Source organism: Pikeienuella piscinae (assembly GCF_011044155.1).
Taxonomy (GTDB): domain Bacteria; phylum Pseudomonadota; class Alphaproteobacteria; order Rhodobacterales; family Rhodobacteraceae; genus Pikeienuella; species Pikeienuella piscinae.
In genome coordinates this window covers 497,174-522,698 of sequence record NZ_CP049056.1, presented here as the reverse complement: position 1 = coordinate 522,698, position 25,525 = coordinate 497,174, and the positions used below count along the sequence as shown (strand labels likewise).

The window sequence follows — 25,525 nt, the reverse complement described above, 5'->3', positions numbered from 1 at the left end:
AAGACAGGAGCTCATCCATGACCGACACCTCCTTCACCACCCGTGACCTGATGACGGAAAGCGGCGTGGGCTTCGGCACCAGCGGCGCGCGCGGCCTCGTCTCGGCGCTGACCGACCGCGTGGCCTTTGGCTATACTCAGGGTTTTCTGCGCTATCTCTTTGAGATCGGCGAATTCACCGAAGGCGACGCGGTGGCGCTGGCGGGCGACCTGCGCCCCTCGACGCCGCGCCTCCTGCGCGCCTGCGCCGAGGCGATCCGTCATGAGGGCGGCCTGCCGCTGTTTTGCGGCCATGCGCCGACGCCGGCGCTGGCCCGCTACGCCTTTGACCGACGCATCCCGTCGCTGATGGTCACCGGCAGCCACATCCCCGCCGATCGCAACGGCGTCAAGTTCCACCGTGCGCGGGGCGAGGTGCTCAAGCCCGACGAGGCCGGCATCGCGCGTCAGGCGATCGTCCTTCCCCCTTCCCTCTTTGATGGCGAGGGAGCTCTGCGCGATCCTGCTCCTTTGCCTGAAGCGATCGACATCAACGCACCCTACCTGTCGCGGTATACGGAATTTTTCGGACATGGCGCGCTTTCGGGCCTGAAACTGGGTGTCTATCAACATTCCGCCGTAGGGCGCGACCTGCTCAAGCAACTGTTGCGGGACCTCGGCGCCGAGGTGACGCCGCTGGGCCGCTCCGACAGCTTCGTTCCCGTCGACACCGAGGCGCTGCGCCCCGAAGATATCGCCCTTGCGCGGGACTGGGCGCGCGCGCACGCCTTCGACGCCATCGTCTCGACCGACGGAGACTCCGACCGGCCGCTCGTGGCGGATCAGTCAGGACGCTGGCTGCGCGGAGACATCCTTGGCCTGATCTGCGCGCATGAGCTTGGCGCCGACTGCGTCGTCACCCCGGTAAGCAGCAACACCGCGCTTGAAAGAAGCGGGTGGTTCGCCGGCGTCCGGCGCACGCGTATCGGCTCTCCCTATGTGATCGAGGCGATGAACGAGGCCGCAGCAGAGGGCGCCGCGGTTTGCGGATACGAGGCGAATGGCGGCTTCCTTCTGGGCGGCCCCGTCACCCGCAATGGCCGGAGCCTTGCGCCGCTGCCGACGCGCGACGCCGTTCTGCCCATCCTCTGCGCCCTTGTCGCCGCGCGCCGCAAACCCCTGGCCGAGATCTGCGCCGATCTGCCCGCGCGCGTGACCTTCTCAGACCGGCTTCGCGCGTTCCCGACCGCGCGGAGCCGCGCCATCGTCGACTGGCTCAGCCCGCCCGATTCCGCCCTCGAAAGGGCGCGCATCGACGACGCCTTCGGCCCCGTCGCCGGGAAACTGTCCGAGACCGACAAGACCGACGGCCTGCGGATGACTTTCGAGGGCGGGGCGATCATCCATCTGCGTCCCTCTGGCAACGCCCCGGAACTGCGCTGCTATACCGAGGCCGAAACCGAAGACGAGGCGCGGAGGCTGAACGCCGAGACGCTCGCCCTTGTCCGGGACCGGCTGGCCGTCCGCGCCGACCAAGAGCAGGCGGCCTGACCGATGCGTATCGCCATGCTCGCGCCCATCGCCTGGCGCACGCCCCCCCGCCACTACGGCCCGTGGGAGCTGCTGACCCACATGCTGACCGAGGAGCTGGTGGCGATGGGCCTCGACGTGACGCTGTTCGCCACCGCCGACAGCCAGACATCGGCCCGTCTCGACGCCGTCGCGCCGGCCCCCTACAGCGAGGATCCCGGCGTCGACGCCAAGGTCTGGGAATACCGGCACCTGTCGCATGTGTTTTCGCAGGCGGACCGGTTCGACATCATCCACAATCAGGCGGACTTCCCGGCCCACGCCTTCGCTCCCCTGGTCGAAACGCCGGTGGTGACGACGATCCACGGCTTTTCCTCGGAACGCATCCTGCCGATGTTCAAGCCTTTCGAGGACCGGGTGCGTTTCGTCGCCATCAGCGAGGCCGACCGCCACCCCGACCTGCGCTATGCGGCGACGATTCATCACGGCATACGGCTCGATGATTTCCCCTTCGACCCGGCGGGCGGCGACGACCTGCTGTTCTTCGGCCGCATCCACCCCGACAAGGGCGCGAAAGAGGCCATCGAGGTCGCCCACGCCACAGGCCACCGCCTGCACATCTATGGCGTCATTCAGGATCAGGCCTATTTCGACGCGTATGTGCGCCCCGCCCTGTCCGACGACCGGGTGATCTGGCATGGCCCCGTCGGCGGCGCCGAGCGCGCCAGAGCTCTGGGCGGCGCCAGGGCCCTTCTGCACCTGATCGGGTTCGACGAGCCCTTCGGGCTGTCGGTGGTCGAGGCCATGGCCTGCGGTACGCCCGTTGTCGCCTGCCGGCGCGGCTCCATGCCAGAGTTGATCATCGACGGTCAGACGGGATTTCTGGTTGATGGCCCCGACGAAGCCATCCGCGCCGTTGACCGGCTCGGAGAAATCCGCCGAACGGCCCCCCGCGCCCATATCGCAGAGCGCTTCACGGCGACGCGCATGGCTACGGATTACGTTGCGCTCTACGAGTCGGTTCTCGCCGAGCGGAACCGATCACCGCGCCTGGAGACCCCCCGACGACGTCCGAAGGTTTCGCCCATGCAACGCGCTCGCGCCGCGCCGACGGGCGGCGTGAATGGCGGCGTCGCAATGAAGGAGCGCGACCCGGCGCATCGCTAAACTGAAGTTCGAGTCTCACTAGGACCACCTGTTCGTCGTCCTCGCCGTCCGTCGCGTTCGCTCGCGGCGTCGCCTCTGCGACCGTTTCCGCGTATCGCCGAACCTTCCTTCGCTTGGATCAATCGCTGCGGACGGATGGCGAAGGACTCAAAGGCGACCGTCGTCGCCGCCAAAGCCTATTTCTACGCCGCATCTATCTCACGGCGCCCGACGAGTTGGCGCGCCCGGCGAAATTTCTTGAATCCGCCTCCGAGAGAAGGCTAGAATCTTCGCAATCGTCCTGCATGCGAGGCGAATGGTGGTCGCCGCCGCACGTTTATTCATACCGCCATGCACAACGGTCCGACGATCACGATGTCGAATCGCCAAACTGTATGCTCTCGCCCCAGCCAGTTCCTCTCGGCCCGGAACTGCAAATTGGCAGGGTTTTTCACGCCAGACCGCCCGGACGATGCTAACGCGGCCGCGGTTGGGCTCAATGGCGCTCTCTACGCAATCACATTTATCCACTGTAAGAGACGCAACGTCGACCGCCGTCCAAGCCGGGCGCGCGATCCAACTGCCGGGATCAGCTCAAGGGAACGCGGCCGCTGACTCGACTCTCGATCAGCCGGGCGGCCGCAAGGAGTTTCGGCACATAGCGTTCCTCCATCTGCTCGAGGGAGACGGCGTTGCGCGCAACGATGATGTTGATGCAGCATCGAAGCTCGCCGTTGACGAACACCGGAACCCCCGCGCCGGCCTCATGCGCGAAGAACTCGCCCGATTGCAGCCCATAGCCCCGGCGACGGGTCTCGCCAATGATCGCATTGAGGCGCTCCGGGTTGCCCATCAAGTCGAGCGATTCCTCGGGATGCGGGTTCGCGAACCGAAGGATCCGCTTGCGGGTCGCCTCGTCGCAGAACGCAAGCCACGCGCGACCGGTCGCCGAGATAGTGAACGGGATTTGAGAGCCGGCGCCGCGATGGCGGACAACCGAAAATACGGCGTCACGGGTGTTTGTTTCCGCTATGACCAGCCTGTCGCCGGGGCAAAGGACAACATCCGATGGCCAGCCCATATCGCTGCGAAGGTCGGCGAGAATCGGGCGCGCGATCGCTACGATCTCATCGTCGGCGTCGTAGCCGCTCGCGAGCGCAAGCGACCGAAGCCCGACCGCGAATTCCCGATTATGCGCGTCATATGAGACAAAACCGGCGGATTCGAGCGTCTCCAGCATCCTGAGCGTTGTCGCTTTCGGAATTCCGGTGCGCTTGTGGATCGCTGTCAGACCGGCCGGACCGATCGCATTCAGCGCCTCCAGCACCGCTAGCACCCTGAGTGACGCCGTCACGGGCTTGTAGACCGGCGCGCCCATCGGCCTGTCTTTCATGTCCTGCGTCACGTAAACGCCTCCCGTTCCATGGGTTTCATCCGTCGCCGGCTGCTGGCCCGGCGTCTGGCGGCTCAAAGGCTGACACCGTTGGCGTCGGTCCCGTCCATTTCTCGCATTCCACGCAGCACAATTGACCCGTCGAGCCTTGGGCGAGACGCGACGTGCCGCGATCTCGGGTCACGGCGTTCGGGTTGCCGTGAACGCAGATCGTCTCACCGCCGATATCGACGGGATCATACCATGCGCCGGTCGGCAGGTTGATCACGCCAGGCGCGATGTCCTCGGTCAACTGCGCGGCGGCGAGGCAGGCGCCGCGCGCGTTGAATATCCGCACAATATCGCCGTCTTCGACGCCGCGCGCGGCCGCGTCCTGCGGATTGATGCGCATGACCTCGCGGCCCCGGGATTTTGAAGCCTGGGAATGCGCGGCGTAATCGAGCTGGCTGTGCAGGCGCGTCGCCGGCTGGTTGGAGACGAGCCAGAGCGGAGCTTCCGGAGACGGCGCCTCTTCCCTGTCCAGCCACGCGGGGTGGCCGGGGCAATCAGAATAGCCGAAGTCGGCGATGGTCTCGGAATAGAGCTCGATCCTCCCGCTCGGCGTCTTCAGCGGCGCCGCCGCAGGATCAGCGCGAAAGGCGCGAAGGATCCCGCCATCGTTGGCGCGGCGCGGCAGACGGACCTCGCCCGCCGCGCGGAACGAATCGAAATCCGGCGCCGGAAGGCCCTCCGCCGCAAGCGCCTGTCGCGTCGGCTCATAAAGATGGCGCAGCCAGGCCTCCGGGCTCCGGCCCTCGGTGAACGCTTCTTCAACGCCCATCCGCGCAGCGAGGGCGCGGAAGATCTCATGGTCGTCGCGCGCTTCGCCATAGGGGCGGCTCAGCGGCCGCATGGCGATCATCAGCGGGTCGGTTCCGGCGGCGCCGATATCCTCCCGCTCTAGCGTCATGGTCGCCGGCAGTACGATGTCGGCGTGCCGCGCGCTCGCCGTCCAGGCGAAATCGTGCACCACGAACGTATCGCAACGCGAGAGCGCGCGACGAAGGCGCGTGAGGTCCTGATGGTGGTGGAAGGGATTGCCCCCCGCCCAGTAAACGAGGCGGATATCCGGATAAGTCAGCGTGGCGCCATTGAAGTCGAACCGCTCACCCGGATGCAGCAGCATGTCGGAGATGCGCGCGCAGGGGATCAGCGCGGCGACGCCGTTTTTCCCCTGCGGCATGGTCGGGATCGGCGTCGCCACCGGCGTGCGGCCAGTATGCCCCATTGCGCCGAGCGCGTAATGGAAACCACAGCCGGGCGCGCCGATTCGTCCCAGCATCGCCGCCAGCGCCACGCCCGCCCAGACCGGCTGTTCGCCGTGTTCGGCGCGCTGCAGCGCGTGGGCGACGGTGACGAGAGTCCGCCCGGACGCGGCGCGGTGGGCGAGATCGGCGATGACCGAAGCTTCGACACCGGAGATCCCGGCGGCCCAGGCCGGCGTTCTCGGCTGTCCGTCCGCCTCGCCCCGCAGATAGGCCGCGAGCCTGTCCCAACCGACGCAATGCGACTCGAGGAACTTCAGGTCCGCCAGGCCATCGGCGTCGAGTGCATGCATCATGCCCAGCATCACCGCGGTGTCGGTTCCGGGCTTCACGCTGATCCATTCGGCCCCAGCAGATGACGGAAAGTCGGTCCGCATCGGGCTGAGATTGACGAAGCGCGCGCCGCGCGCGGCGGCGCGCTCCATCGCCCCGCGTTCGATATGACGGCTGACTCCACCGCTGGCGATGTTGGAGTTCTTCAGCGCCATTCCTCCGAAAGCCAGAACCAGATCCGTGTGGTCCACGATCTGATCCCAAGTCACGTTATGACGGGAGATGTCCTCGAAAGCGCCGATGACATGCGGAAGCAGCGCTTGCGCGGCGCCGGCGCTGTAGCTGCCGACCGAGCGCACGTAACCGCCGAGCGCGGTGTTGAGAAACCTGTGAACCTGGCTCTGGGCGTGATGAAAACGCCCGGCGCTGGCCCAACCATAGGAGCCGCCGAAGACGGCCGCCGGCCCGTGCGCGTCGCGCACTCTCGTCAGTTCCCCCGCGAGCCGGTCGAGCGCTTCATCCCAGGAAAGCGCAACGAATTCACCGTCGCCGCGCCGCTCGCGCGGGCCGGGCCCGGCCTCGAGCCATGCTCTGCTCACCATCGGCTTCGCGATCCGCGCGCGGTGGGTGAGCGCGTCGGCGAAATTGCCGAGGATCGGCGACGGGTCCGGGTCTTCGGGATGCGGGAAGATGTCCAGCCCGCCTTTGGCGTTCGGCGTGGCGGAAAACGCCCCCCAATGCGCGCTGTGCGGCAGGGCGGCGGACGTCTCGGTCTGTCTCGTCATCATGCTTACCCTTCCATCAGACCCGGAAGCCAGAGCGACAAGGCTGGAAATATGATCAAGAGCGCGACGATCACAACCTCGCACACCAGGAACCAGGACAGGCCACTGAAAATCTCGTTCAGCGAAACTGTGTCGCCGACGATGTTTTTCACCACGAAAGCGTTCAGTCCGACGGGTGGAGTCAGCAAGCCGACCTCTATCATCTTGACCACAAGCACGCCGATCCAGATCAGGTTGATGTTCAACTCATCGAACATCGGAAGGAAGACCGGCAGCGTCAGCAGCATGATGCCGATCGGGTCGAGGAACATGCCCAGCAGAAGGTAGACGAGGATCATCGTCACGATGACCCCGACCGCCCCCAGGTGCCAGCCCGTCACGATCTCCGACATCAGTCGCGGCACCCCGGCCATCGCAAGGAAGCGGGTGAGCAGGATCGCGCCAATGGCGATAAAGAAGATCGAGGCCGTCGTGCGCAGCGCCTCCATGAAGCTGGCGTGAAGGCTGCGAAGCGTGAGGCGGCCGGAAAAGAGCGCGATCAGGAGGGCGAACATCGCCCCCACGGCGCCGGCTTCAGTCGCCGTCGCGACGCCACTGAAGATGCCGCCAACGACGCTCATGATCAGGAGCGGCAGCGGCCAGACATCGCGCAGCGCGGCGAATTTCTCCGCCACGCCGGCCCTGACCCTGACGCGTGGAGCAAGCTCGGGGTTGAGCGAACAACGGATGACGATCATCACGGTATAGGCGCCGGCGGTCAGAAGGCCGGGGATGATGCCGGCGATCAGCAGCGTGCCGACCGGTTGTTGCGTGTACCAACCATAGAGCACGAAGGCGATCGAGGGGGGAATAAACGCGCCGAGCGTGCCGGCGGCTGCGATCGTGCCGGTCGCGAGCCCGCGATCATAGCCATAGGCGAGCATTTCCGGAATCGCCAACCGCCCCATTGCGGCGGCGGTGGCGAGACTGGAGCCGGAGGCCGCCGCGAACCCGGCGGACGCGAAATTCGACGCGACCGCCAGCCCGCCCGGCAACGAGTTGAGCCAGAGCCGCGCCGCACTGTAGAGCGAGCGGGTCAGCCCGGTATGGTAGGCGATCGAGCCCATCAGAAGAAACATGGGCACTGCCGAAAGCGACCACGACGCGGCGAAATCGAAAGGCAGAGAGCCGAGCACGCCGAAGGCGGGGCGCGTACCCCGGAGCGCGATGATGCCGCCGATCGAAACGGTGGCGAGGGCGACGCCGATCGGCACGCGCAGGGCGAGCAACAGCAGGAGGATGCCGAAGGCGATTGCTGCGACCGTGGGCCCGTCCATTTTAAGCTCCGTTGGAAATGAAGGAGCGGCCCGCGCCCCTCAGCTGGCCGAGACCGCTTCGTCGGCGCTGCGTGCGGATGGCAACGACCGCTCGCCCGTCGCCGCAAAGCGGAGGTCGTCGATCAACAGAAGCGCGAACCAGAGCGCCATCGCGACGCAGCCGGCAGGGACCAGCCAGCGCGCCGGCCACACCTCGACATAGCCGAACGCGGTCTCCCAGGTCTCGCCGATGCGGGTCTTGTGCAGCGCTTCGGAGGTAGTGAACCAGATCAGGACCGCGGCGTAGGCGACGCCGAGAAGACCGGCGCACCCGTCAAAGACCGCCAGCCGCCGTTCGGAAAGGTTCCGGGTGAAGAGATCCACCCCGACATGGCCGCGCTCGCGCGTGACGAGGCCAAGCGGCAGAAAGATCAGCGCGACCATGTGAAAACTCGCCACCGCCTCAAGCGTCAGCGGGATAGGATAGTTGAAGAGATATTTGCTGATCACGTCGAGCGAGACCTGAACCATCATCGCCGCGCAAGCCATGATGGCGACAGCGATCAGCACAGTGTTAAGGCGGCTGAACCATTTATGGGCGGTTAGCATGGCGTCTTCCCGTAAAGGATGCGCCCGTTCTCCGAAAAGAACGGGCGACGCACGGTTTGCGGCTCAGAACTTCGCCTTGGAGAATACTTCCCGGTTCAGCGCAGCGACAAACGCCTCGCGATCGTCCACGCCGATCTCCGAGAGAATGGCGCGCCATTTCTCCACGAGAGAGAGATAGGTCTCCACCATCTTTCTGGCGTTCTTGACGCCAGCCGCCTCCGCGGTGGCGATCGTGTTCTCGACCTCGCCCTTCCGGAAGGCCGCGAGGGCGGTCAGAAGCCTCTCATCTGGCTGAACCAGTTCGACGCCTGAAGCGACTGCGTTATCGAGGCCGGCATCGCCCTCTTTCTTGTAGGCGAGCATGACATCGACCACGAGTCCGGCGAGATTCTCGTTGATTGCCGCGCGCTCGCTCTCCGACAGGCCATGATAGACTTCGGCGTTCATCGACATGATGTTGGCGTTAAAATAACTGCCCATCGGAAGATCGATCACCGTCTCCACGACATCCTTCAGATTGTAGGAGTCGAGCCAAGCGGTGGAGGCCGCAGTGCAGTCCGCCTGTCCACGCTGCAAAGATTCGTAAACCTCCGAGCTGGGGATCGTGACAGTGGTGGCGCCGAATTCCTGCATCAGGACGCCGAGCCGGCCGGTCGCACGGGTCTTCTTGTTCTGAAGATCGGCGTAGGTGCGGGTCTGATCCCGGCACATCAGCCGATAAGGATCCGGCCCATAATAGGCGAGGCCGACGATGTTCTGCTCCGACCGTTCCGCGACGCATTCCGGACAGGCGATGAGCTGGAATTCATTCGCTGCGGCGCCATAGACGATGAAATCGTCGGGCAGCGTGATCAGATCCGAGACCGTCGAGGTGACGGGCAGCTCCCGCCGGGTGAAGAGATCGAGGATCAGGCCGGAATCGGTGACGTTGTCGCGCAGCATCTGCACAACTTCCTTGACCCCGCCCATCGTTCCGCCGGGCATTATCTCCCAGGTCACGGCGCCGTCCGTGGCGTCGGACACCCTTTCGAAGAAGGGTTCAAGCGCGGCGTGATGCGCGAGATGCGGCGCGGGCAGCGTGCTCCCATAGGTCAGATGGGTCTCGGCCTGCGCCGCGCCGGCGAACGTAGCGCCGACGGCGATGGCGATGGCGATCGGCGCCGACATGAGCAACATACGTCTGACCATGAATCTACTCTCCCATTGTAAGCGGCATGTAATATGGTTCATTAAATGAACCTTTGGTTCTTACTTATGAAACTGCGGCGCGGACTGGTGTTTGTCAAGATTGCCGAATTCCCGCGAGTTCAACGGAGCAGATTGACAGGCGCGCATTCTCGCCGGCAACATAATAGACCTTCGGTTCATCTATTGAACCTTGCTTGTCACCGATGCGGAATTGTCACCTATGTCCACTCGCCACGCCGACCCCGCCGCCAAAGCGCGCAAGATCATCTGCGAGAAGGAGCCGGCGACCGCCAGCCGCGGCATGGCCGTAACCAATCATCCACTCGCCTCGGCGGCCGCTGTCGAGGTCATGGCCGCCGGGGGCAACGCCGCAGATGCGACGGTCGCAGCGCTCTTCACGCTCACCGTGGTGGAGCCAATGATGGTCGGCATTTTCGGTGGCGGCGCCGCGCTCGTCCGTATGGCGGACGGCCGCGAGGTGGTGATCGATGGGCTCTGCACGGCGCCACACTCATGCCGGCCGGATTGCTACACGCCGATCTCGGACGACTGGCCTGACTATATGGAGACGGTGGGCCGCGAAAACCGTGTCGGATACCGCTCGATCGCAACGCCCGGCAATTTGCGCGCCTGGTGCGAACTGCTCGAGCAATACGGCCGCCTGCCGTTGGAGCATGTCATGGAGCCGGCGATCCGGCACGCGTCGCGCGGATTCGCGATCACACCCTATCTCGCGGCATTCATCTCCGAATACGCCGCAGATCTGGCGCGTGATCCGGCGATCTCGGCCATCCTGATGCCGGGCGGCGCGCCGCTGGAAGCCGGGGCGCATCTGGTGCAGGCCGATTACGCAAAGACGCTCGAGCGGATCGCACAGAACGGCCCTGACGAGCTTTATCGGGGCGCGTTGGGGCGGGAAATCTGCGCCGCGATCGAAGCGGCGGGCGGCCATGTCAGATTCGAGGATCTTCAAGTCTACAGGACGGAACATCGCCAGCCGGTACGCGGCGCCTATCGGGGGCACGAGATAATCGGGCCGCCGCCGCCCTGCTCCGGCGGCGTGCATGTGGTGCAAATGCTCAATCTCATGGAAGGTTTCGATGTCGGCCAGCTCGGCTTCGGAACGCCGGAAACGCTGCACCTCGCGTTGGAGGCGTTGAAGATCGCCGCCTCCGACCGGCGCGCGGCGACAGCCGACCCGGCCTTCGTCGATGTACCGGTGGCGCGTCTGCTCTCGAAGCGCTACGCCGACCAGCGCCGCCCGCAGATCAAGCTCAACAGCGCGAGCGATTACAAGGCCGAGGTGCTGCTGAACGAGTCCGACAATACCACCCATGTCACGGTCGCCGACGGTGAGGGCAACGTCGTCACATCAACCCAGACGATCAACAGCCTCTTTGGCGCCAGGGTGGCGTTTCCAGGCGCCGGGATCATTCCGAACAATTACATGTATCTCTTCGATCCGCATCCAGGCTTCGCGCTATCGCTTGAGCCCGGAAAGCGAATCACCAGCGGCATTTCCGCGATGATCGCGCTGACCGAGGGCAGGCCTGCCTTCGCACTCGGTTTGCCGGGCGCGCATCGCATCCCGGCCTGCGTGTTTCAGGTGGTGATGAACCTTATCGATCACGGCATGAGCCTGCAGGAGGCAGTGGAGGCGCCGCGCGTCTTCACCCAGGGTCAGGAGGCGGAGATCGAGAGCGCCTTTCCGGCGGAAACCCGCGCGGCGCTCGACAGGCTCGGGCACAAGACCGTCGAGGTCGACCATGTCGGCGGCGGCATGTGCGCGATCCGGTTCGCCGAGGACGGCTTGATGGAAGGCGCCGCCTGCTGGCGCGCCGACGGAACGCCGGTGGGTATCGGCGGCGGCCAGGCGCGTGATGGCGTGAGTTTCTGGCCTGACCATGTTCGTTCGGATCCTTCCGCGGATTGAAGACCGGCGCACGCCCGACGATTCGCCAAAGGTCCATGCCGCCCACCATGATGTCAGGGTTGTGCGCCCACCGCGCTATCGACGAAAAACTCGATCAATCTGCGGGTCAGGGTCTTTTGCGGGCCGCTATCGGGCCAGACGGCGTAGACGCCAAGCACGGGCAGACGCCATTGCGGCAACACCCGGACCAGCGCGCCAGCGGCAAGTTCGGCCTCGACCTCGCCAAGCGGCAGGTTACGCACGCCAAGGCCCGCAAGGATGGCCGATTTGGCTGAACTGATCGTGTCCACCTCAAGCCGCACGTTTTCAGGGTGAATTGTAACCGTCTGATCCTCGCAGGTTAGCGTCATCGCGTCTGGGATCACCGAAACCGCGATGAAATCGCAGGTTGTCAGATCGTGTGGCGTCGTGATCGGGGCGCGCGCGGCGAAGTAACGGGGCGAGCCGACCACCACCCGTTCGAAATCGTCGATGCGTCGGCTTTTCAGGCTGCTGTCGACCAGCGCGCCCAGCCGGATGCCAAGGTCAAAACCGCCCTTAATCAGGTCGGCAGGCATGTCGCTGCTATGCAAGGAAATCGCGACCATGGGGTGGGTTCGGGCGAATTCCCACAGCTTTTGGCGAGTGCGCATCTGCTCGCCCCAGGCGGGCATCGTGATCCGCAGCGCGCCCACCAACTTGTCGCCACTGCCGCCGACAGCATCAAGCGCTTCCGCCCCGGCAGCCACCATGCGACGCGCGGCTCCAAGCGCCGCATGTCCTTCAGGTGTCAGAGACATTGACCGGGTCGAGCGAAAGAATAGCGTGACGCCGAGTTTGCTCTCAAGGCGAGACAGGTGGTGGCTGACAACCGAGGTGGACAGCTTGAGCCGCCGCCCGGCGGCGCTCAGGCTGCCAGCCTCGGCAATGGCGACAAAGATGGCCAGCCCACGATAGCTCTCGATCATCTTTCTAATTCCTAAAAATATTCTTCCCGTTTTAATGGGATAATCAAAAGGCGGAACAGGGTCTATCTGTGGATCCAACACCACAGGAGAGTTCCATGCCCAGCAGCACCGCCATCATCACCACAAGCCGCGCCAGCATCTACCTGCAGCAGCTTTGCAAGCATTTCAGTCACAAGGTTCCAGTCGAATTCACCGCCGAAGCGGGCTCCGTCAGCCTGCCGTTCGGCAACTGCGCGCTGACGGCCGAGGACGACACGCTGACCCTTGCGGTCACCGCCGAACCTGACGAGCTTGCGCGGATGCGGAAGGTGATCGGCGATCACCTTGCCCGTTTCGCCTTTCGAGAAAACCCCGAAATCGAATGGCGCGACGCGCCTGCGGCCTGAACTGCTTCCGGGCGTAACTTCCCACGAACCGCCCTCCACCAAACGGCAGCCGCATAGAGCTTCGTCTCAAGGAGCAAGCCTACCTCGTGGGTGAGACGCAAAGCTTCATCGACATCGCATGGCTACCGTAGTGCGTTCGGCCCACCATGCTCGGCTGCGATCTCCGCGACTCTCCTGGGATCGTCGCCTGACCGAAGACGCAAGCGCGGCGCCAATTTGAGCGGCCGGTGGTCGCCGGGCGGCCACCGAATATCCCGGGCCGGATCCTGCGCGCCGGGTTGAAGGTCATGAATTGGGGGCCGTTCGCCACCGCAAGGCCGCGCAGCCTGCCGACATCTGACATATCTGGAGAATCACCATGACCATGACCATGACCATGACCATGACCGTCACGGCCGTCACCGCGCAGCTTGGATCCCATATCATCAGAGTCCTTCTGGACTGGAGATCGCCGAGCCGATCATCGGTCTTGCCCGCAGCCCGCAAAAGACGACGAATCTGGGCGTCGAGGCGCTCCCCGGCGACGACGGCCAGCCCAGCCAATTGAAAGCATCCCTGGCCGGTGTCGACACTCTATTTCTGGTCTCTGGCATGGACGCCGCCATGGCCGCCAGTGTTAAGAAAATCGCGCACCAGCGTACAGGGCGCCGAAGAGGGAGAGGGAGAGGGAGAGGGAGAGGGAGAGGGAGAGGGAACGGGCTCCTCTGCCGTGATCCGGAGCAACCGGCAGATTGAGGCGGATATTCGCGCCAGCGGGCTGGACCGGGTGATCGGGCGCAACGGCATCTTCATCGAGCCGGACGTCGAATTCATCGACAACTACCGCAAGGCTGGCGAGAGCGCGAACTGCGCCGGAAACGACGAATGCGGCTACACGAGGCGCCCGGAATTGACCCAAGCTTACGCCCGCAGACTGACCGAGCCGCGCCTCAACGGCCACACCTATATCCTGTATGGCGAGCCCCTGACCCATGCCGAGTGCGCTCGGCATATGAACCGCGCCTTCGACGCCGATCCGCACTATCGCCCCATGTCGGTCGAAGATTGCAGGGCTGACCGTGTCGCTGAACTGGGCGACTTCATCGGCTCGGTAATCGCCGGAATCTATCGAAGCAGCCGTGATGGCGCGCTCGACAACCCCAGCGATTTCACGACTGCCGCCGGCCGGCTCACGCTTCAATCTCGCACGGGGAGCGCGGACATGGCGCTTGCGCGAAGAAGGCGGCCCTTTGCGTTCCTCTCGGGTAGTCCGATATCACTGGACCGCCATATGATCGGACCAAATATCTGGCCTGATTACGGACGGTGAGCCTTATCGATCTTCCAGAGAGCAGAGCCTCATAGAGAGGGGTTGATGGCGAGCAACAATTTACCAGGCACCTGTCGCGACTCGAGCCGTTCATACATCTTCGCGACTTCATCAAACGCGAACACCCCTTCTATCGGGACCGACAAATCGCCGGCCTTGACGGCTTCGGTCACTGCCGAGACGCTGATCCGCCAGATATCGGAGTCGAAATCGACATGTCCGAGGTGAAAGCGCGAGAAAGTCAAAGACTTCGTGACCAGCCGTTCCCATAGGTTAGGAAGCGGCCGCCCCTCGGCCTCACCAAAACTCACGATGTGGCCGAGATTTCGGACCAGCGCGAAACTCCGATCAAGGATCGTCGCGCCGGTGGAGTCGTATATCTTGTCGATTGGCCGACCGGCGATCTCGGCGATCCGGACGACGAAATCGGCCTCGTCACGATTTACTACGCCTGCGGCTCCAAGTTCGAGCGGTCGCTTCTCCTTGCCGGGCGTGCCGATAGTTCCAAGCACCGTCGCGCCGGCTGCAACGGCCATCTGCGTCAGGTAGAGTCCTACCCCGCCGCCGATCGCATGGACCAGCACGATATCCCCACTCTGCACCTTCGAGACATTATGGAGCATGTGCCAGGCCGTCAGCGCCTGGATCGTAAATGCGGCCGCCTGGTCGAGCCCGACCGCATCAGGAATCGGGATCAATTTGTTGGCGGGCGCAACGCAAAACTCCGCGAAAGCGCCGGCGTCCTCGATGAAGCTCGCGACACGATCGCCGATCGCGACATTCGTCACGTCCGGTCCAAGCGCGGCGACGCGGCCCGACATCTCAAGGCCCGCGACGAGCGGGTAACCTTTCGGATGTGGATACGTGCCCCTCCACATCATAGTGTCCGCAAAGTTACATCCACCGTAAGCCGTCTCGACCAGAACTTCCCCAGGCCCTGGCTTGGGCGCGGGCCGATCGGTCAATTCGAGCGTTCCGGGTTGCTCCCCCGGCGTCCCAAGATAAATCGCACGCATTCGTTTAACTCCCCCCTGCTTTCGCCCGCCGCTCGCTCGTCGCGGCGGCGTCTATCTCGTTCTCACGAATGACCACGCCATATGTCGTCAACGCGGTCTCACCATCCATGAGCCCATCGAGGACGTCATCGAGTACGGCCGCCGGATCGCGCGCCAGCGGATCGCCGTAGCCGCCGCCATTGGGGCCGAGCGCGACGATGCGATCACCGGCATGCACCTGGTGATAAGGTACTTTCGAGGGTAGAGCCTCCCGCGTTCCGTCCGCATTGATCAGGGCCAGAGCGCCAGGCAGCCCCGCCTCACCTGGGCCGAGCGGCCACGGCCGCTGGCCATGACCGTCCCCCTCGGTGGAGAAGGCGCCATCGGAAAGAAGGGTAAACTCGCGGATCGAGCCGATCCCGCCGCGCCACTGTCCCGCCGCCGGCGTATCGCCCCGAAGCTCATACTGCTCCACCCTGAGTGGAAGATGGGTTTCCATATCTTCAATCGGGTTATTCCGGGTGTTGGCGTAGAGCGTATCGACCGCGTCCATGCCGTTCATTCCGAAGCGGCCGCCATAACTGCCCTCGAGAATCTCCATATGCACCCAGTGTTGGCCCTCCCTGAGGCCAGAGAAGGAAACGACGCGCAGGTTGCCCACGCCCGCCGAGACCTTTTCAGGCACAATCTGCGAAAGCGCCCGCATCAGCGTGTCGGCCATCAGGTTGCCCGGCGTGAAGCGCGCGATCGTCGGCGCCGGGAAAATCGGATTGGCGAGGCAACCCTTCGGCGCGATAATCTTGATTGGTCGCGTAAGGCCGGCATTCTGCGGGACTTCGCCATATTCCACGCTGTCAAGCAGGATCGAGCGGAGCGTCAGCCAGATCGCGCAGTCCACCGTCCCTTCGAAAGGCATATTGATTGGCCTGTCGGGCACCTGCGGCGCCGTTCCGGTCAGATCAACCGTGATGTCGTCACCGGCGACCGTCACTGTCACCTTGATGGGCAGGTCGCGACGCATCGGGTTGGGATCATCCGAAAAACCGTCGAAGATCCCTTCCGCGGCATAGGAGCCATCGGGCAAAGCGCGGATCGCGTCGCGCATGAGCCGTTCCGAATAATCCATGAGATCCGCCGCAGCGGCGCGGATCGTTTCAATCCCATACCGGTCCGCCAATTCAAGGAACCGCGCGGCGCCGATCTCGGCAGCCTTGATTTGCGCCTCCATGTCTCCCACGACAAGTTGAGGGGCGCGGATGTTGTCGCGCAGGATCTGCCATACTTGGGCGTTAGGTCGGCCTTCCTCCACAACCTTGATCGCCTTGAACTGAAGACCCTCGGCATAGGCGTCGACCGCATCCACAATTCCCGCGCTGCCCGGCGTGGCGGCGCCGATGTCAAGGTGGTGGGCCGTGGTCACGGAAAAGGCGACCAGTTTTTCCTCGATAAAGATCGGAACGATGAAGGCGACATCGGGCCCATGCGACGCGCCGCCATATGGATCGTTGTGCATGATGACGTCGCCAGGACGAATATCCTGACTGCGAGCGGCCAAGGCCCGCTTGATCCCGCGAATATAGCCGGGAATCGGCCCCGATTGCAGCGGGGTGGACATCTTGCATTCGCAAAGTTGATTGCCGTCGTAGTCCGTCAGCGCGGTGCCGAAGTCCTCCGATTCACGGATGATGCTCGAATAGCTCATACGCATGAGCTTGTGGCCCATCTCTATGGCGATGTTCTCAAGCGCGCCCTGGATGACCGCAGCGGTGATTGGATCGATGGACGCGGTCATTGTGCCGTCCCTCCCAAGGTGATGATCATGCTGCCGGTTTCGTGAACCACGGCGGAGTCTCCCGGAGGGATGACCGTGGTGGAGTCGCTCTGGAGCACGATTGCAGGACCGGGGAACGGCCGCCCCACAGGGAGTTTGCGGCGGTCATAGAATGTCGTCTCGAAATGCGAGAGCTGACCGTCGATGCGGAAGACGCAGTCGCCGGTGCGCAGCGTCGCCTCCTCCAGGGAGCCGCCCTCGATGGGGCGAAGCGCCTTCAGCTTGTCGATCTCACCGATGCCCGCGACCTTCACATTCACGATCTCGACCGGGCTTTCAGGGAACGCGTGACCATACTCGGCGGCGTGCAGCTTGTGGAACGCGTCCCACACTTCCTTGAGGTTCGACTCATTGATCGATCCCTGTGGCAGGGGAACACGCAACTCGTACCCTTGGCCGACATATCGCAGATCACTTGCCCGCTCGAAGCGCACCGCGGCCGAATCGATGTGATCGGCATCGAAGCGCGCGGAGAGATCCGCCTCCATCGTTTCGAGATCCCGGTTCAGCCGGTCGATGTCGATGGCGGTCGAAATCTGGAACTCGGTGGTTGTCGCATCGTATTTCACGTCCGTGGTCAGCAAGCCCATGGCCGAGGTGATGCCCGGATAGGGCGGTACGATCACTTCGCGGATCGACAGCATCGCCGCAACCTCTGCGCCGTGGAGCGGACCCGCGCCCCCGAATGCGCCAAGCGCGAAGCCGCGTGGATCGATGCCTTTCTGGACGGTGCGCGAGCGAATGGCGTTCGCCATGTTCGAGTTGATCACCGCCAGGACGCCCTCCGCGGCTTCTTCCATGGACAAACCGAGTTGCTTGGCGAGTCCCGCCACGGCCGTCCGCGCCGCTTCACGGTCGAGTTTCATGCCGCCGCCGAGAAAGTCGTCTGCGTCCAGACGGCCGAGAACGAGGTTCGCATCGGTGACGGTCGGTTCCACGCCGCCCTGCCCGTACGCCGCCGGACCCGGCACCGCGCCCGCACTTCTCGGACCGACGCGGAATGCTCCGCCACGATCGACATGAGCGATCGAGCCGCCGCCGGCGCCGATCGTGTGAATGTCGATCATCGGTGAAAGAAGCGGATAACCGGCGATCGAAGAGGAGCGCGCGTCTGTTTCGGCGAAGGCGCCGTCGGCAACGATGCCGATATCCGCGGACGTGCCGCCAATATCGAAGGTGATGAGATCGTTACGCCCGAGCTGCTGACCGATCCAGGCCCCCCCCAGAACACCTGCGGCGAGCCCGGACAGGAGCGTAAGCGTCGGCTTGTCGGAAACCATCGCCGCGGTGGCGGCGCCCCCGTTAGAGGCCATGATCCTGAGCTCGCCGGAGAATCCGGCGTCCTGGAGCGCACCCTGCAAGCGCACGATGTATTCTCGGACCTTCGGGCCGATGAAGGCCGAGAGCGCGGCGGTCGTGAAACGCTCAAACTCGCGGAACTGCGGCGCTACGAAGGATGATGTGGTTACGAACGCCTCCGGCATCACCTCCACGACGATCTCGCGCGCCCGGTCTTCGTGGCAGGAATTCAGATAGGAAAAGAGGAAGCAGATCGCGACCGCGCTGACGCCCTCCTCCTTCAGTTCTTCAGCGGCTCTGCGGACGGCTTCCTCGTCCAGGGGCTCGATCTCCGCGCCGGTGGGCGGCGCGAGACGGCCGGGGGCCGTCTTGCGATGACGGCGCTTCACCAGAGGGCGGTCTTGCCAGGGCAACTCCTGGCGGATCGAATAATGCTGCACCCTCTGATGGCGCCCGATATGGACGATGTCCCGAAAACCATCATTGGTGATCATGCCCGAAGTGACGCCGTTATGCTCCAGAACCGCGTTCGTCGCTGTGGTCGTGCCGTGGAACAGGTAATCGATCTCACTCGGCGACACGCCGCTCATCTCACAGAGCTTGAGCACGCCCTGCAGCACGCCGCGAGAGGGATCGTCAGGCGTGGTCGCGATCTTGTGGATGTCGAGAACGCCGCTAGCGAGGTCACAATATACGAGGTCCGTGAAGGTTCCGCCTACGTCAACGCCGATGGTCTTCATTATATCTCCTCAGGTCGGCGTGAATGCTGAGAAAGCGCCGGTGTATTCCTTGGGGAGCGGAGATGCGTACCCCTGCCGTTTGGCGGTTCCGAGTCCGAGCCCAACGAGCGCCTCGACAAACTTCACGCCAGCCGAGACTCCATCGATCGCGGGCGCTCCGATCTCACGCGAGACCTGAGCCATCAGATCCGACATGCCTGCGCAACCGAGCAGCACGCTGTCCGAGTGATCTTCTTCAATCGCCTTGCGGCACTCGTTGATTACGAGCTTCTGCGCATTCGACCCCTCTACCTCAAGGTCGAGAACAGCCATATCGGTCATCCGGATCGAGCGGCAGAAATGCTCCATTCCGTAGGCGTGAACCAGATGCTCCATCATCGGACGCGACCTTTCGAGCGTCGAGATGATCGAAAAGCCGGTTCCGATGATGCTCGCAGCGTGCATCGCCGCCTCCGCGATTCCGATTACGGGACCGCGCGCCACTTCTCGAGCGGCGGCCAGGCCCGGGTCGCCGAAACAGGCGACGACATAGCCGTCATAGCCTTCGGCTTCACCCTTGCGCACTTCGTCGACCACGCCGATCGCAGCGAAGGCCTCGTCATGGAAGCCTTCGATCGACACCGGGCCCATTTGCGGCGAGACCGCTGTGATCTCGGTGCCTGGGCTGGCGACTGCGCGCGCTGCTTCACCGATCTTCTCGGTCATCGACCAGGTGGTGTTGGGATTGATTACTTTTATCTTCATGGATCTTGCTCTCTCATCTGTCCGCGTGGCGCCGGGCTCAATCATAGAGTTCCGATATAAGGCCGTAATGTTGCGGCTGCCGGTGCCGGCGGAAGTTGAAGATCTCGTTCCGGATATGCTGACAGGCGTCGAGATCGCACATCGCCGTGATCACCTCATCGTCCAGCGTTGAAGATAGCGCCACGATCTCGCCAGTAGGCGCGGTGATGCAGGAGTGCCCCAACAGCATCGAGCCTTCCTCCATGCCGGCTTTTGCGGCCGCCGCGCCCCAGGCGCCGTTCTGATACGAGCCGGCCTGAATCGAGAGGAGGTGATGGAAGGAGTTCAGATGGTCATGCTGCGGCACCGGGGGATTATGGGTCGGCGTATTGTAGCCCCCGCAAATCAATTCCGCGCCCTTCAGGCCCATGACGCGCCAGGTTTCCGGCCAGCGACGATCATTGCAGATGAACATTCCGACCTTCGCGTCGTCGACATCGAAGACGGGGAAACCGAGATTGCCCGGCTCGAAATATCTCTTCTCGAGGTGCTGCCAGGGCCGGTAGGGTTCATATTCCGCGTGGCCCGGCAAGTGGACCTTGCGGTACTTGCCGACGATATTACCCGCCCTGTCGACGACGATCGAAGTGTTGAAGTGACGAACGGAGCCATCCTCTTCGACGAGTTCCGCGTAACCGAGGTTAAACCCGACCTTCAATTCCGCCGCGCGCGTGAACAGAGGTTGCGTGGCCGCGTTCGGCATCTCCGTTTCGAACCAGGCGTCCACTTCTGCCTGATCTTCGAAGAACCATCGCGGGAAGAAGGTGGTCAGCGCAAGCTCCGGGAAAACCACGAAGGTCGCCCCTCGCCCCGCGGCTTCCTCCAACATCGCCAGCAAACGCTTGACGACCTGCTCGCGGGTTTCCGCGCGCGCGATCGGGCCGAGTTGCGCCACAGCGAGGTTGAGCTTCCTAGTCATTCTTTACTTCCTTCGGTTACGCGGGCCCGTCACCCGCCGAGATAGAGCGCCCGCACATGGGCGTTGTCGATGAGGTCGCTCGCAGGCCCCTCTAGGCCGATGCTCCCGGTCTCGAGCACGTATCCGTACTGACTGACCCGGAGCGCCATCCGCGAATTCTGTTCGACAAGTATGATACTCACGCCGTCTTCGCGGTTGATTTCGAGGATCAGGCGCGCGATGTCGCGGACGATGAGAGGCGCGAGGCCGAGCGACGGCTCGTCGAGCAACAGAAGCTTGGGCCGTGTCATCAAGGCGCGACCGATCACGAGCATTTCCTGCTCGCCACCCGACAACGTTCCCGCGTGCTGGCGCAACCTCTCCCGCAGGCGCGGGAAACGGTTGAGGGTCTGCTCCAGATCCGAGGCGATCCCGGCCTTGTCCGTGCGGATGTAGGCGCCCATCAGCAGATTGTCGCGCACGCTCATGAAGGGGAAGACTCTGCGCCCCTCCGGGACCATGGCGATGCCGCGCTCGACGATCTTTCCGGGCGGCAGATGATCAATCCGCTCGCCCTCGTACCAGATCTCTCCGCTTCCCAGGCGCTTCAAACCTGTGATTGCGCGCAGCGTGGTCGATTTTCCCGCGCCGTTCGCGCCGATCAGCGAGATGATCTGACCCTCGTCGAAGCTGATCGATACGTCCCGGATCGCCATCACCTTGTCATATGACACGGTCATGTTCTGCGCCTGAAAATAACGAGTGCTCAATGCCCCAGCTCCTCGTCGTCTTCACCAAGATAGGCGGCGATCACCGCATCGTCCGCCCGAATTGACTCCGGGTCGCCCTCAGCGATCTTCGACCCGAAATTGAGCACAACGATCCAGTCGGATATCCGCATGACCGCGCGCATGTCGTGTTCGACCAGCAGCACCGTGATCCCACGCTTTCGAATGCCGTCGACCATCTCCACGGCTCGGTCGGTCTCCTCCGGATTCATGCCTGCGAAGGGTTCGTCGAGCAGCAGGAGCCTGGGGCGCGCCGCCATCGCGATGGCGATACCGAGCGCACGAAGATATCCGTGAGGGAGATTGACGGCCAATTCGTCCTTCACCCGGCCGAGCCCCAGATAGTCAAGAATCTCGGCCGCGCTGTCGCGGATCCGCAGCCCATCCTCATGAGCAGTCCGCGTTCCGAGGAAGATCCCGAACGGGCCGGCGTTCAGTCCGAGCTGATGAGCGATGACGACGTTCTCGAACGCGGTCATCTCCTTGAAAACGGTGGTCTCCTGGAACGTCCGGACTATGCCCATCCGGGCCACGATATGCGGTTTCAGCCCCGACACCTTCTTACCGTCGAACATCACCCGGCCCGCGGATGGACTCAGGAACGATGAGATCAGCTTGAAAAGTGTCGACTTGCCGGCCCCGTTCGGGCCTATCACCGAACAGATTCGTCCTTCATCTACGGCGAAGCTTACGTCGTTGACCGCAGTGAGGCCGCCGAACTTCTTGGTCAGTCCCTCGACAGTTAGGAGGCTCACTTGCGACCTCCGAAGACCTTACCGACCATCGCCGCGAGACTTAGAATGCCGTTCGGCAGAAAGAGAATGACGATGATCATCAGCACACCGTAAAGCAGCGCCTGGTATTCCTGGATCGCTCGCAGGAGTTCGAAAGCGATGACAAGCGTGAAGGTGCCGACAATCGGACCGAGCACAAATTCAAGCCCACCAAGGAAACAATAGAGCATGAACGAGATCGAGTCGGCGGCCGTATAGCTCTGCGGAAAGACATTCTGCTGCAAGCTCGCAAACACGCCGCCGGCGATTCCCCCCAGGAAACAGCAGATCGTGAAGGCGATCACACGATAGCGCGCGATATCTATTCCGATCGACGCGGCCAGTTCTTCATTCTGGCGCATGGATCGGAAGACCCCGCCGAGCCGGCTCGCCTGAAGCCGCCAGACAGCGGCGTACCCGACCAGAAGAAGACCAGCGGCGAACAGGTAGAACGCGATCGGCGACCCTATACCCGGAGGGTTGGGAATGCTGGTGATGCTGGGCGGCCCGCCGATCGAGGCGGAATTCAGAAACGCCAGACGCACCGCCTCGGTGAGGCTGAGCGTCACCATGGCGAAATAGATGCCCTTCAGCCGCAGCAGCGGCCAGCCGATCAGGAAACCGACCAACGCCGCGGTGGCGCCCGCGAGCGGCAGGCTGACCCAGAACGAAAGCCCGACGACCGTGGTCAGCATTCCAACGACATAGCCGCCGATCAAGGCGAAGGCGCCCTGGGCGATATTCACCCGGCCTATCGAAAAGGTCACCCACACCCCAAGGCTGGCGAAGGACAGCACCGAGGCGGTCGTGAACACGTTGAGCCAATAGGGCCGATCAGCGAACAGGAACGGCACCGCAATGATAAGAATGAAGGCCAACGGCAAGAAAACGACGAGAAATCTGGCGATCCCCGCCCTGTTGGCGTTGCCCAGCGTGTTCACAACGGCGTCGTTGGCTGCGGCCATCGAGCGGTTCTCCAGTGTCATAGCGCGCAGTCAGCCCCAGGGTTTGCCCATGATCCCTTGTGGGCGGATGAGCAGGAAGAGGATCAGGCCGGTGAAGATCAGGAGATACGTCACGGACCCGGGGATGAAAGCGTAGCCGATTGCTTCGATGAAACCGAGCGCGACGGCGCCCAGCAATGCGCCGGAGACGACGCCCGCGCCGCCGATCATGATCATGACGAAGGCCTTCGTCGAAATCGCGTTGCCGATGCCCGCGTTGATCCCGGAAACGGAGATCAACAAGGCGCCCGCGACACCCGCCAGCGCGGCGCCCAAACCGAAACCGATCATGGAGATGCGGTGAGCGTCGACGCCCATGAGCAATGTGGCGGTCCGGTCCTGCGCAAGCGCGCGCATCGCGCGACCGGTCTTGGTGTAATTGACCACGATCAGAACGAGCGCGATGAGCGCGATCGAGACCACAAAGACCAGCAGCCGGTTGCTCGGAATAAACGCGTCGCCGAGCCGGTGGACGCCCGAGATGACGGGCGGAATCCCTCGGTGCTTTTCGCCGAAGAGCGAAAGCGCGATATTCTCAAGCAAGAGCGCCGTTCCGACCGCAAGCAGCATCGTGTTTTCTTCACGTGTCGCGCTACGTATGACTCGTCGAAAGAAGAACACTTCAAAAAACATGCCGATTGCGCCAACGGCCACTGTTGCGGCGATCAGGCCCACCGCGAAGGGCAGTTCGAGCTCCGTCATCACCCAGTAGACCGTCAATCCGCCTAGCATGAACATCTGCCCGTGAGCGAAGTTCAACACGTTCATTATGCTGAAGATGATCGTAATGCCGAGCGCGATGAGCGCGTAACTCGCGGCAAGGATAGCCCCATTGACGAGGACCTGATCCATTCGTACCCCCGGTGGGAAAGATTGGGGCGGGCTATAGCCCGCCCCGGATTGTCATCAGGAAGCGACGCCGGCGATCGCCAAGGTGGTGAACTCACCATCCTTGGTTTCCGTCAGCACCATCGGAACGCCGATCTGCCGCAACTGCCCGAAGTCGTCCATCCCGACATAGGTTACCGTGGCGTCTTCCTTGAGGAACGGATTCTTCATCGAAAACTCCGGGATCGCCGCCTTGTAGAGCGAAATGTCGTCGATACCCGCAGCGCCCGTCTTCTGAAGCGTCGCGAGGATAATTTCGAGCGCATAAGCCTTGGTGCCGGCCTCATCGTTCCATTCGCCCGCCACGCCGATGTAATGCTCGATAAACTCATCCATGTATTCGCTGCGGATTTCCGGGGTCGAGGCGCCACCGATGGAGACGAGCCCGTTGCCATATTCGCCCGCGATTTCGTTGATGATCTTGATATCCTGAGCGGACTCGGCGCTGAAGAGGCCTGTATATCCCATCTCGCGCGCCGCTCGCATGATCTGCGGGCAGTGCGCGGGCGCGACCGCAGACATGATGATCACGTCGGGCTCAAGCGAAACGATGTTGGCGACCACCGGGAAGAAATCGGTGATGGTCGGCTCGTAGATATCTTGCGCGACAATTTCGAACCCGACCTTCTTGGCGACCTTGACGCCCTCGTCCCGCTGATAGAGGCCGTCTGAATCGTTGCGGGCGATATAGGCGACGCGGCGCACATCTCGCTGGTCATAGAAAATCCGGTACATGGCCCGCGCGGTCTGATAGGAGGCGATCATGCCGAGGATCGCATTCTCCGCCGGCGGCGAATAGAGCGCCTTATCGAAGGCGTAGGGGATGTAAATCGCGTTGTTCTTTTCGGCGATCGGCCGAACCGAGGTCGCGGTGGTGTCCGTGTTCGGCCCGATGACGTAGCGCAAGCCTTCCTCGCCCATCAGCCGCTCCGCGCCCGAAACTGTAAGACGCGGGTCATTGCGGTCGTCGACCGAAACGATTTCGACACGATAGCGATCGCCGTCGATCTCTACGCCGCCGCGCTTGTTGTACATTTCCGCGGTTGCGAGCGCCGAGTACTTGTTGACGAGTCCCCATGAAGCTTCCGGACCGCTCATCACCCCGAGGTGGCCGATCCTGAGCGTTTTGTCCTGAGCCCGCACCAAGGCTGGCGCGCCGAGCGCCCCTGCGATCGCTATGGCGCCCGTTCCCTTGAGCATAGCGCGGCGGCTGGTCGTTACCATTTGTTACTCCCTTCCCCATTGCAGCATGAATAAAGTCGATATTCGTCGCCCCGTCGGGCAACGAAATGTCTCAGTTGCAACGATCCTGACCGCCGAGTCGCATTCGTGTCAATCACAATTCAATTAGCATCGAATGCATACAATAACCTTTCCTGATTGATTCTGGTGGGGGCGAACCACGGCGCTGGCGAAGCCGACCTCAACTGCAATCGCGGACGGTAGCGCG

General features: G+C 63.3%; 22 protein-coding genes. 5 read left to right on the top strand and 17 right to left on the bottom strand.

Annotation, left to right across the window (positions count from 1 at the left end; translation table 11 throughout):
- Positions 1–17: 17 nt before the first annotated feature.
- Entirely contained in the window at positions 18–1,529 is a 1,512-nt protein-coding gene (locus G5B40_RS02410; RefSeq protein WP_165094547.1) for a phosphomannomutase, read from the top strand.
- Between the two features lie 3 nt (positions 1,530–1,532).
- Entirely contained in the window at positions 1,533–2,675 is a 1,143-nt protein-coding gene (locus G5B40_RS02405; RefSeq protein ID WP_165094544.1) for a glycosyltransferase family 4 protein, read from the top strand.
- A 568-nt stretch (positions 2,676–3,243) separates the two neighbouring features.
- Here G5B40_RS02405 and G5B40_RS02400 read toward each other — a convergent pair.
- The 5 genes from G5B40_RS02400 to G5B40_RS02380 form a co-directional block, all read right to left on the bottom strand.
- Positions 3,244–4,059, bottom strand: a complete 816-nt coding sequence (locus G5B40_RS02400) for a helix-turn-helix domain-containing protein (RefSeq protein WP_165094542.1) — start codon at positions 4,057–4,059, stop codon at positions 3,244–3,246.
- 25 nt (positions 4,060–4,084) lie between these two features.
- Positions 4,085–6,412, bottom strand: coding sequence for a molybdopterin guanine dinucleotide-containing S/N-oxide reductase (locus G5B40_RS02395; protein WP_246209682.1), 2,328 nt, complete (start codon positions 6,410–6,412; stop codon positions 4,085–4,087).
- A 2-nt stretch (positions 6,413–6,414) separates the two neighbouring features.
- Positions 6,415–7,725 (bottom strand): TRAP transporter large permease, encoded by a 1,311-nt coding sequence (locus G5B40_RS02390; RefSeq protein ID WP_165094539.1) that lies wholly within the window; start codon positions 7,723–7,725, stop codon positions 6,415–6,417.
- Between the two features lie 39 nt (positions 7,726–7,764).
- Positions 7,765–8,313, bottom strand: a complete 549-nt coding sequence (locus G5B40_RS02385; protein ID WP_165094537.1) for a TRAP transporter small permease — start codon at positions 8,311–8,313, stop codon at positions 7,765–7,767.
- A gap of 63 nt (positions 8,314–8,376) precedes the next feature.
- Entirely contained in the window at positions 8,377–9,501 is a 1,125-nt protein-coding gene (locus G5B40_RS02380) for a C4-dicarboxylate TRAP transporter substrate-binding protein (RefSeq protein WP_165094534.1), read from the bottom strand.
- A gap of 220 nt (positions 9,502–9,721) precedes the next feature.
- Between G5B40_RS02380 and ggt the strand changes: the two genes are divergently transcribed.
- Positions 9,722–11,434, top strand: a complete 1,713-nt coding sequence (ggt, locus tag G5B40_RS02375) for a gamma-glutamyltransferase (RefSeq protein ID WP_211907397.1) — start codon at positions 9,722–9,724, stop codon at positions 11,432–11,434.
- A gap of 53 nt (positions 11,435–11,487) precedes the next feature.
- On the opposite strand, the gene G5B40_RS02370 is transcribed toward ggt, so the two are convergent.
- A complete protein-coding gene (locus G5B40_RS02370) occupies positions 11,488–12,381 on the bottom strand; it encodes a LysR family transcriptional regulator (protein ID WP_165094532.1) in 894 nt (297 codons plus the stop codon).
- 95 nt (positions 12,382–12,476) lie between these two features.
- On the opposite strand from G5B40_RS02370, the gene G5B40_RS02365 reads away from it, so the two are divergent.
- Positions 12,477–12,767, top strand: a complete 291-nt coding sequence (locus G5B40_RS02365) for a DUF2218 domain-containing protein (RefSeq protein WP_165094529.1) — start codon at positions 12,477–12,479, stop codon at positions 12,765–12,767.
- 285 nt (positions 12,768–13,052) lie between these two features.
- Here G5B40_RS02365 and G5B40_RS20930 read toward each other — a convergent pair whose 3' ends face one another.
- The gene (locus tag G5B40_RS20930; protein ID WP_211907396.1) at positions 13,053–13,310 is read right to left on the bottom strand and encodes a hypothetical protein; all 258 of its coding nucleotides are present in this window, start codon (positions 13,308–13,310) and stop codon (positions 13,053–13,055) included.
- A gap of 223 nt (positions 13,311–13,533) precedes the next feature.
- Between G5B40_RS20930 and G5B40_RS20925 the strand changes: the two genes are divergently transcribed.
- A complete protein-coding gene (locus G5B40_RS20925; RefSeq protein ID WP_211907395.1) occupies positions 13,534–14,076 on the top strand; it encodes a Rossmann-fold NAD(P)-binding domain-containing protein in 543 nt (180 codons plus the stop codon).
- A 29-nt stretch (positions 14,077–14,105) separates the two neighbouring features.
- Here the strand turns inward: G5B40_RS20925 and G5B40_RS02355 are convergent, their stop codons facing one another.
- Genes G5B40_RS02355 through G5B40_RS02310 form a run of 10 tightly spaced genes read right to left on the bottom strand, consistent with a single transcriptional unit; the run spans position 14,106 to position 25,299 of the window.
- Positions 14,106–15,092, bottom strand: a complete 987-nt coding sequence (locus G5B40_RS02355; protein WP_165094526.1) for a quinone oxidoreductase family protein — start codon at positions 15,090–15,092, stop codon at positions 14,106–14,108.
- Positions 15,093–15,096: 4 nt separating this feature from the next.
- Positions 15,097–16,863, bottom strand: coding sequence for a hydantoinase B/oxoprolinase family protein (locus tag G5B40_RS02350; protein ID WP_165094524.1), 1,767 nt, complete (start codon positions 16,861–16,863; stop codon positions 15,097–15,099).
- Positions 16,860–18,941 carry a hydantoinase/oxoprolinase family protein gene (locus G5B40_RS02345; RefSeq protein ID WP_165094521.1) on the bottom strand — a complete coding sequence of 694 codons (2,082 nt, stop codon included), beginning with the start codon at positions 18,939–18,941 and terminating at the stop codon, positions 16,860–16,862. Before G5B40_RS02345 ends, G5B40_RS02350 begins: the two co-directional genes overlap by 4 nt.
- A 9-nt stretch (positions 18,942–18,950) precedes the next feature.
- Entirely contained in the window at positions 18,951–19,685 is a 735-nt protein-coding gene (locus tag G5B40_RS02340; protein ID WP_165094519.1) for an aspartate/glutamate racemase family protein, read from the bottom strand.
- Between the two features lie 37 nt (positions 19,686–19,722).
- Positions 19,723–20,643 carry an N-carbamoyl-D-amino-acid hydrolase gene (locus G5B40_RS02335; RefSeq protein ID WP_165094516.1) on the bottom strand — a complete coding sequence of 307 codons (921 nt, stop codon included), beginning with the start codon at positions 20,641–20,643 and terminating at the stop codon, positions 19,723–19,725.
- 29 nt (positions 20,644–20,672) lie between these two features.
- Entirely contained in the window at positions 20,673–21,362 is a 690-nt protein-coding gene (locus G5B40_RS02330; protein ID WP_165103159.1) for an ABC transporter ATP-binding protein, read from the bottom strand.
- A gap of 26 nt (positions 21,363–21,388) precedes the next feature.
- On the bottom strand, positions 21,389–22,165 hold the full coding sequence (locus G5B40_RS02325; protein ID WP_165094513.1) for an ABC transporter ATP-binding protein: 777 nt from the start codon (positions 22,163–22,165) through the stop codon (positions 21,389–21,391).
- Positions 22,162–23,148, bottom strand: a complete 987-nt coding sequence (locus G5B40_RS02320) for a branched-chain amino acid ABC transporter permease (RefSeq protein ID WP_165094510.1) — start codon at positions 23,146–23,148, stop codon at positions 22,162–22,164. The genes G5B40_RS02325 and G5B40_RS02320 overlap by 4 nt, the downstream gene beginning before the upstream one ends.
- A 30-nt stretch (positions 23,149–23,178) precedes the next feature.
- On the bottom strand, positions 23,179–24,039 hold the full coding sequence (locus G5B40_RS02315) for a branched-chain amino acid ABC transporter permease (RefSeq protein ID WP_165094508.1): 861 nt from the start codon (positions 24,037–24,039) through the stop codon (positions 23,179–23,181).
- A gap of 54 nt (positions 24,040–24,093) precedes the next feature.
- Positions 24,094–25,299, bottom strand: coding sequence for an ABC transporter substrate-binding protein (locus G5B40_RS02310; RefSeq protein ID WP_165094506.1), 1,206 nt, complete (start codon positions 25,297–25,299; stop codon positions 24,094–24,096).
- Positions 25,300–25,525: the final 226 nt, after the last annotated feature.

Excerpts from the sequence above, each read along its gene's own strand:
- G5B40_RS02410 (WP_165094547.1), top strand. The coding sequence starts at position 18 with ATGACCGACACCTCCTTCACCACCCGTGACCTGATGACGGAAAGCGGC.
- G5B40_RS02405 (WP_165094544.1), top strand. The coding sequence starts at position 1,533 with ATGCGTATCGCCATGCTCGCGCCCATCGCCTGGCGCACGCCCCCCCGC.
- G5B40_RS02395 (WP_246209682.1), bottom strand. The coding sequence starts at position 6,412 with ATGATGACGAGACAGACCGAGACGTCCGCCGCCCTGCCGCACAGCGCG.
- G5B40_RS02390 (WP_165094539.1), bottom strand. The coding sequence starts at position 7,725 with ATGGACGGGCCCACGGTCGCAGCAATCGCCTTCGGCATCCTCCTGCTG.
- G5B40_RS02385 (WP_165094537.1), bottom strand. The coding sequence starts at position 8,313 with ATGCTAACCGCCCATAAATGGTTCAGCCGCCTTAACACTGTGCTGATC.
- G5B40_RS02380 (WP_165094534.1), bottom strand. The coding sequence starts at position 9,501 with ATGGTCAGACGTATGTTGCTCATGTCGGCGCCGATCGCCATCGCCATC.
- ggt (WP_211907397.1), top strand. The coding sequence starts at position 9,722 with ATGTCCACTCGCCACGCCGACCCCGCCGCCAAAGCGCGCAAGATCATC.
- G5B40_RS02370 (WP_165094532.1), bottom strand. The coding sequence starts at position 12,381 with ATGATCGAGAGCTATCGTGGGCTGGCCATCTTTGTCGCCATTGCCGAG.
- G5B40_RS02365 (WP_165094529.1), top strand. The coding sequence starts at position 12,477 with ATGCCCAGCAGCACCGCCATCATCACCACAAGCCGCGCCAGCATCTAC.
- G5B40_RS02355 (WP_165094526.1), bottom strand. The coding sequence starts at position 15,092 with ATGCGTGCGATTTATCTTGGGACGCCGGGGGAGCAACCCGGAACGCTC.
- G5B40_RS02350 (WP_165094524.1), bottom strand. The coding sequence starts at position 16,863 with ATGACCGCGTCCATCGATCCAATCACCGCTGCGGTCATCCAGGGCGCG.
- G5B40_RS02345 (WP_165094521.1), bottom strand. The coding sequence starts at position 18,941 with ATGAAGACCATCGGCGTTGACGTAGGCGGAACCTTCACGGACCTCGTA.
- G5B40_RS02340 (WP_165094519.1), bottom strand. The coding sequence starts at position 19,685 with ATGAAGATAAAAGTAATCAATCCCAACACCACCTGGTCGATGACCGAG.
- G5B40_RS02335 (WP_165094516.1), bottom strand. The coding sequence starts at position 20,643 with ATGACTAGGAAGCTCAACCTCGCTGTGGCGCAACTCGGCCCGATCGCG.
- G5B40_RS02330 (WP_165103159.1), bottom strand. The coding sequence starts at position 21,362 with ATGACCGTGTCATATGACAAGGTGATGGCGATCCGGGACGTATCGATC.
- G5B40_RS02320 (WP_165094510.1), bottom strand. The coding sequence starts at position 23,148 with ATGGCCGCAGCCAACGACGCCGTTGTGAACACGCTGGGCAACGCCAAC.
- G5B40_RS02315 (WP_165094508.1), bottom strand. The coding sequence starts at position 24,039 with ATGGATCAGGTCCTCGTCAATGGGGCTATCCTTGCCGCGAGTTACGCG.
- G5B40_RS02310 (WP_165094506.1), bottom strand. The coding sequence starts at position 25,299 with ATGGTAACGACCAGCCGCCGCGCTATGCTCAAGGGAACGGGCGCCATA.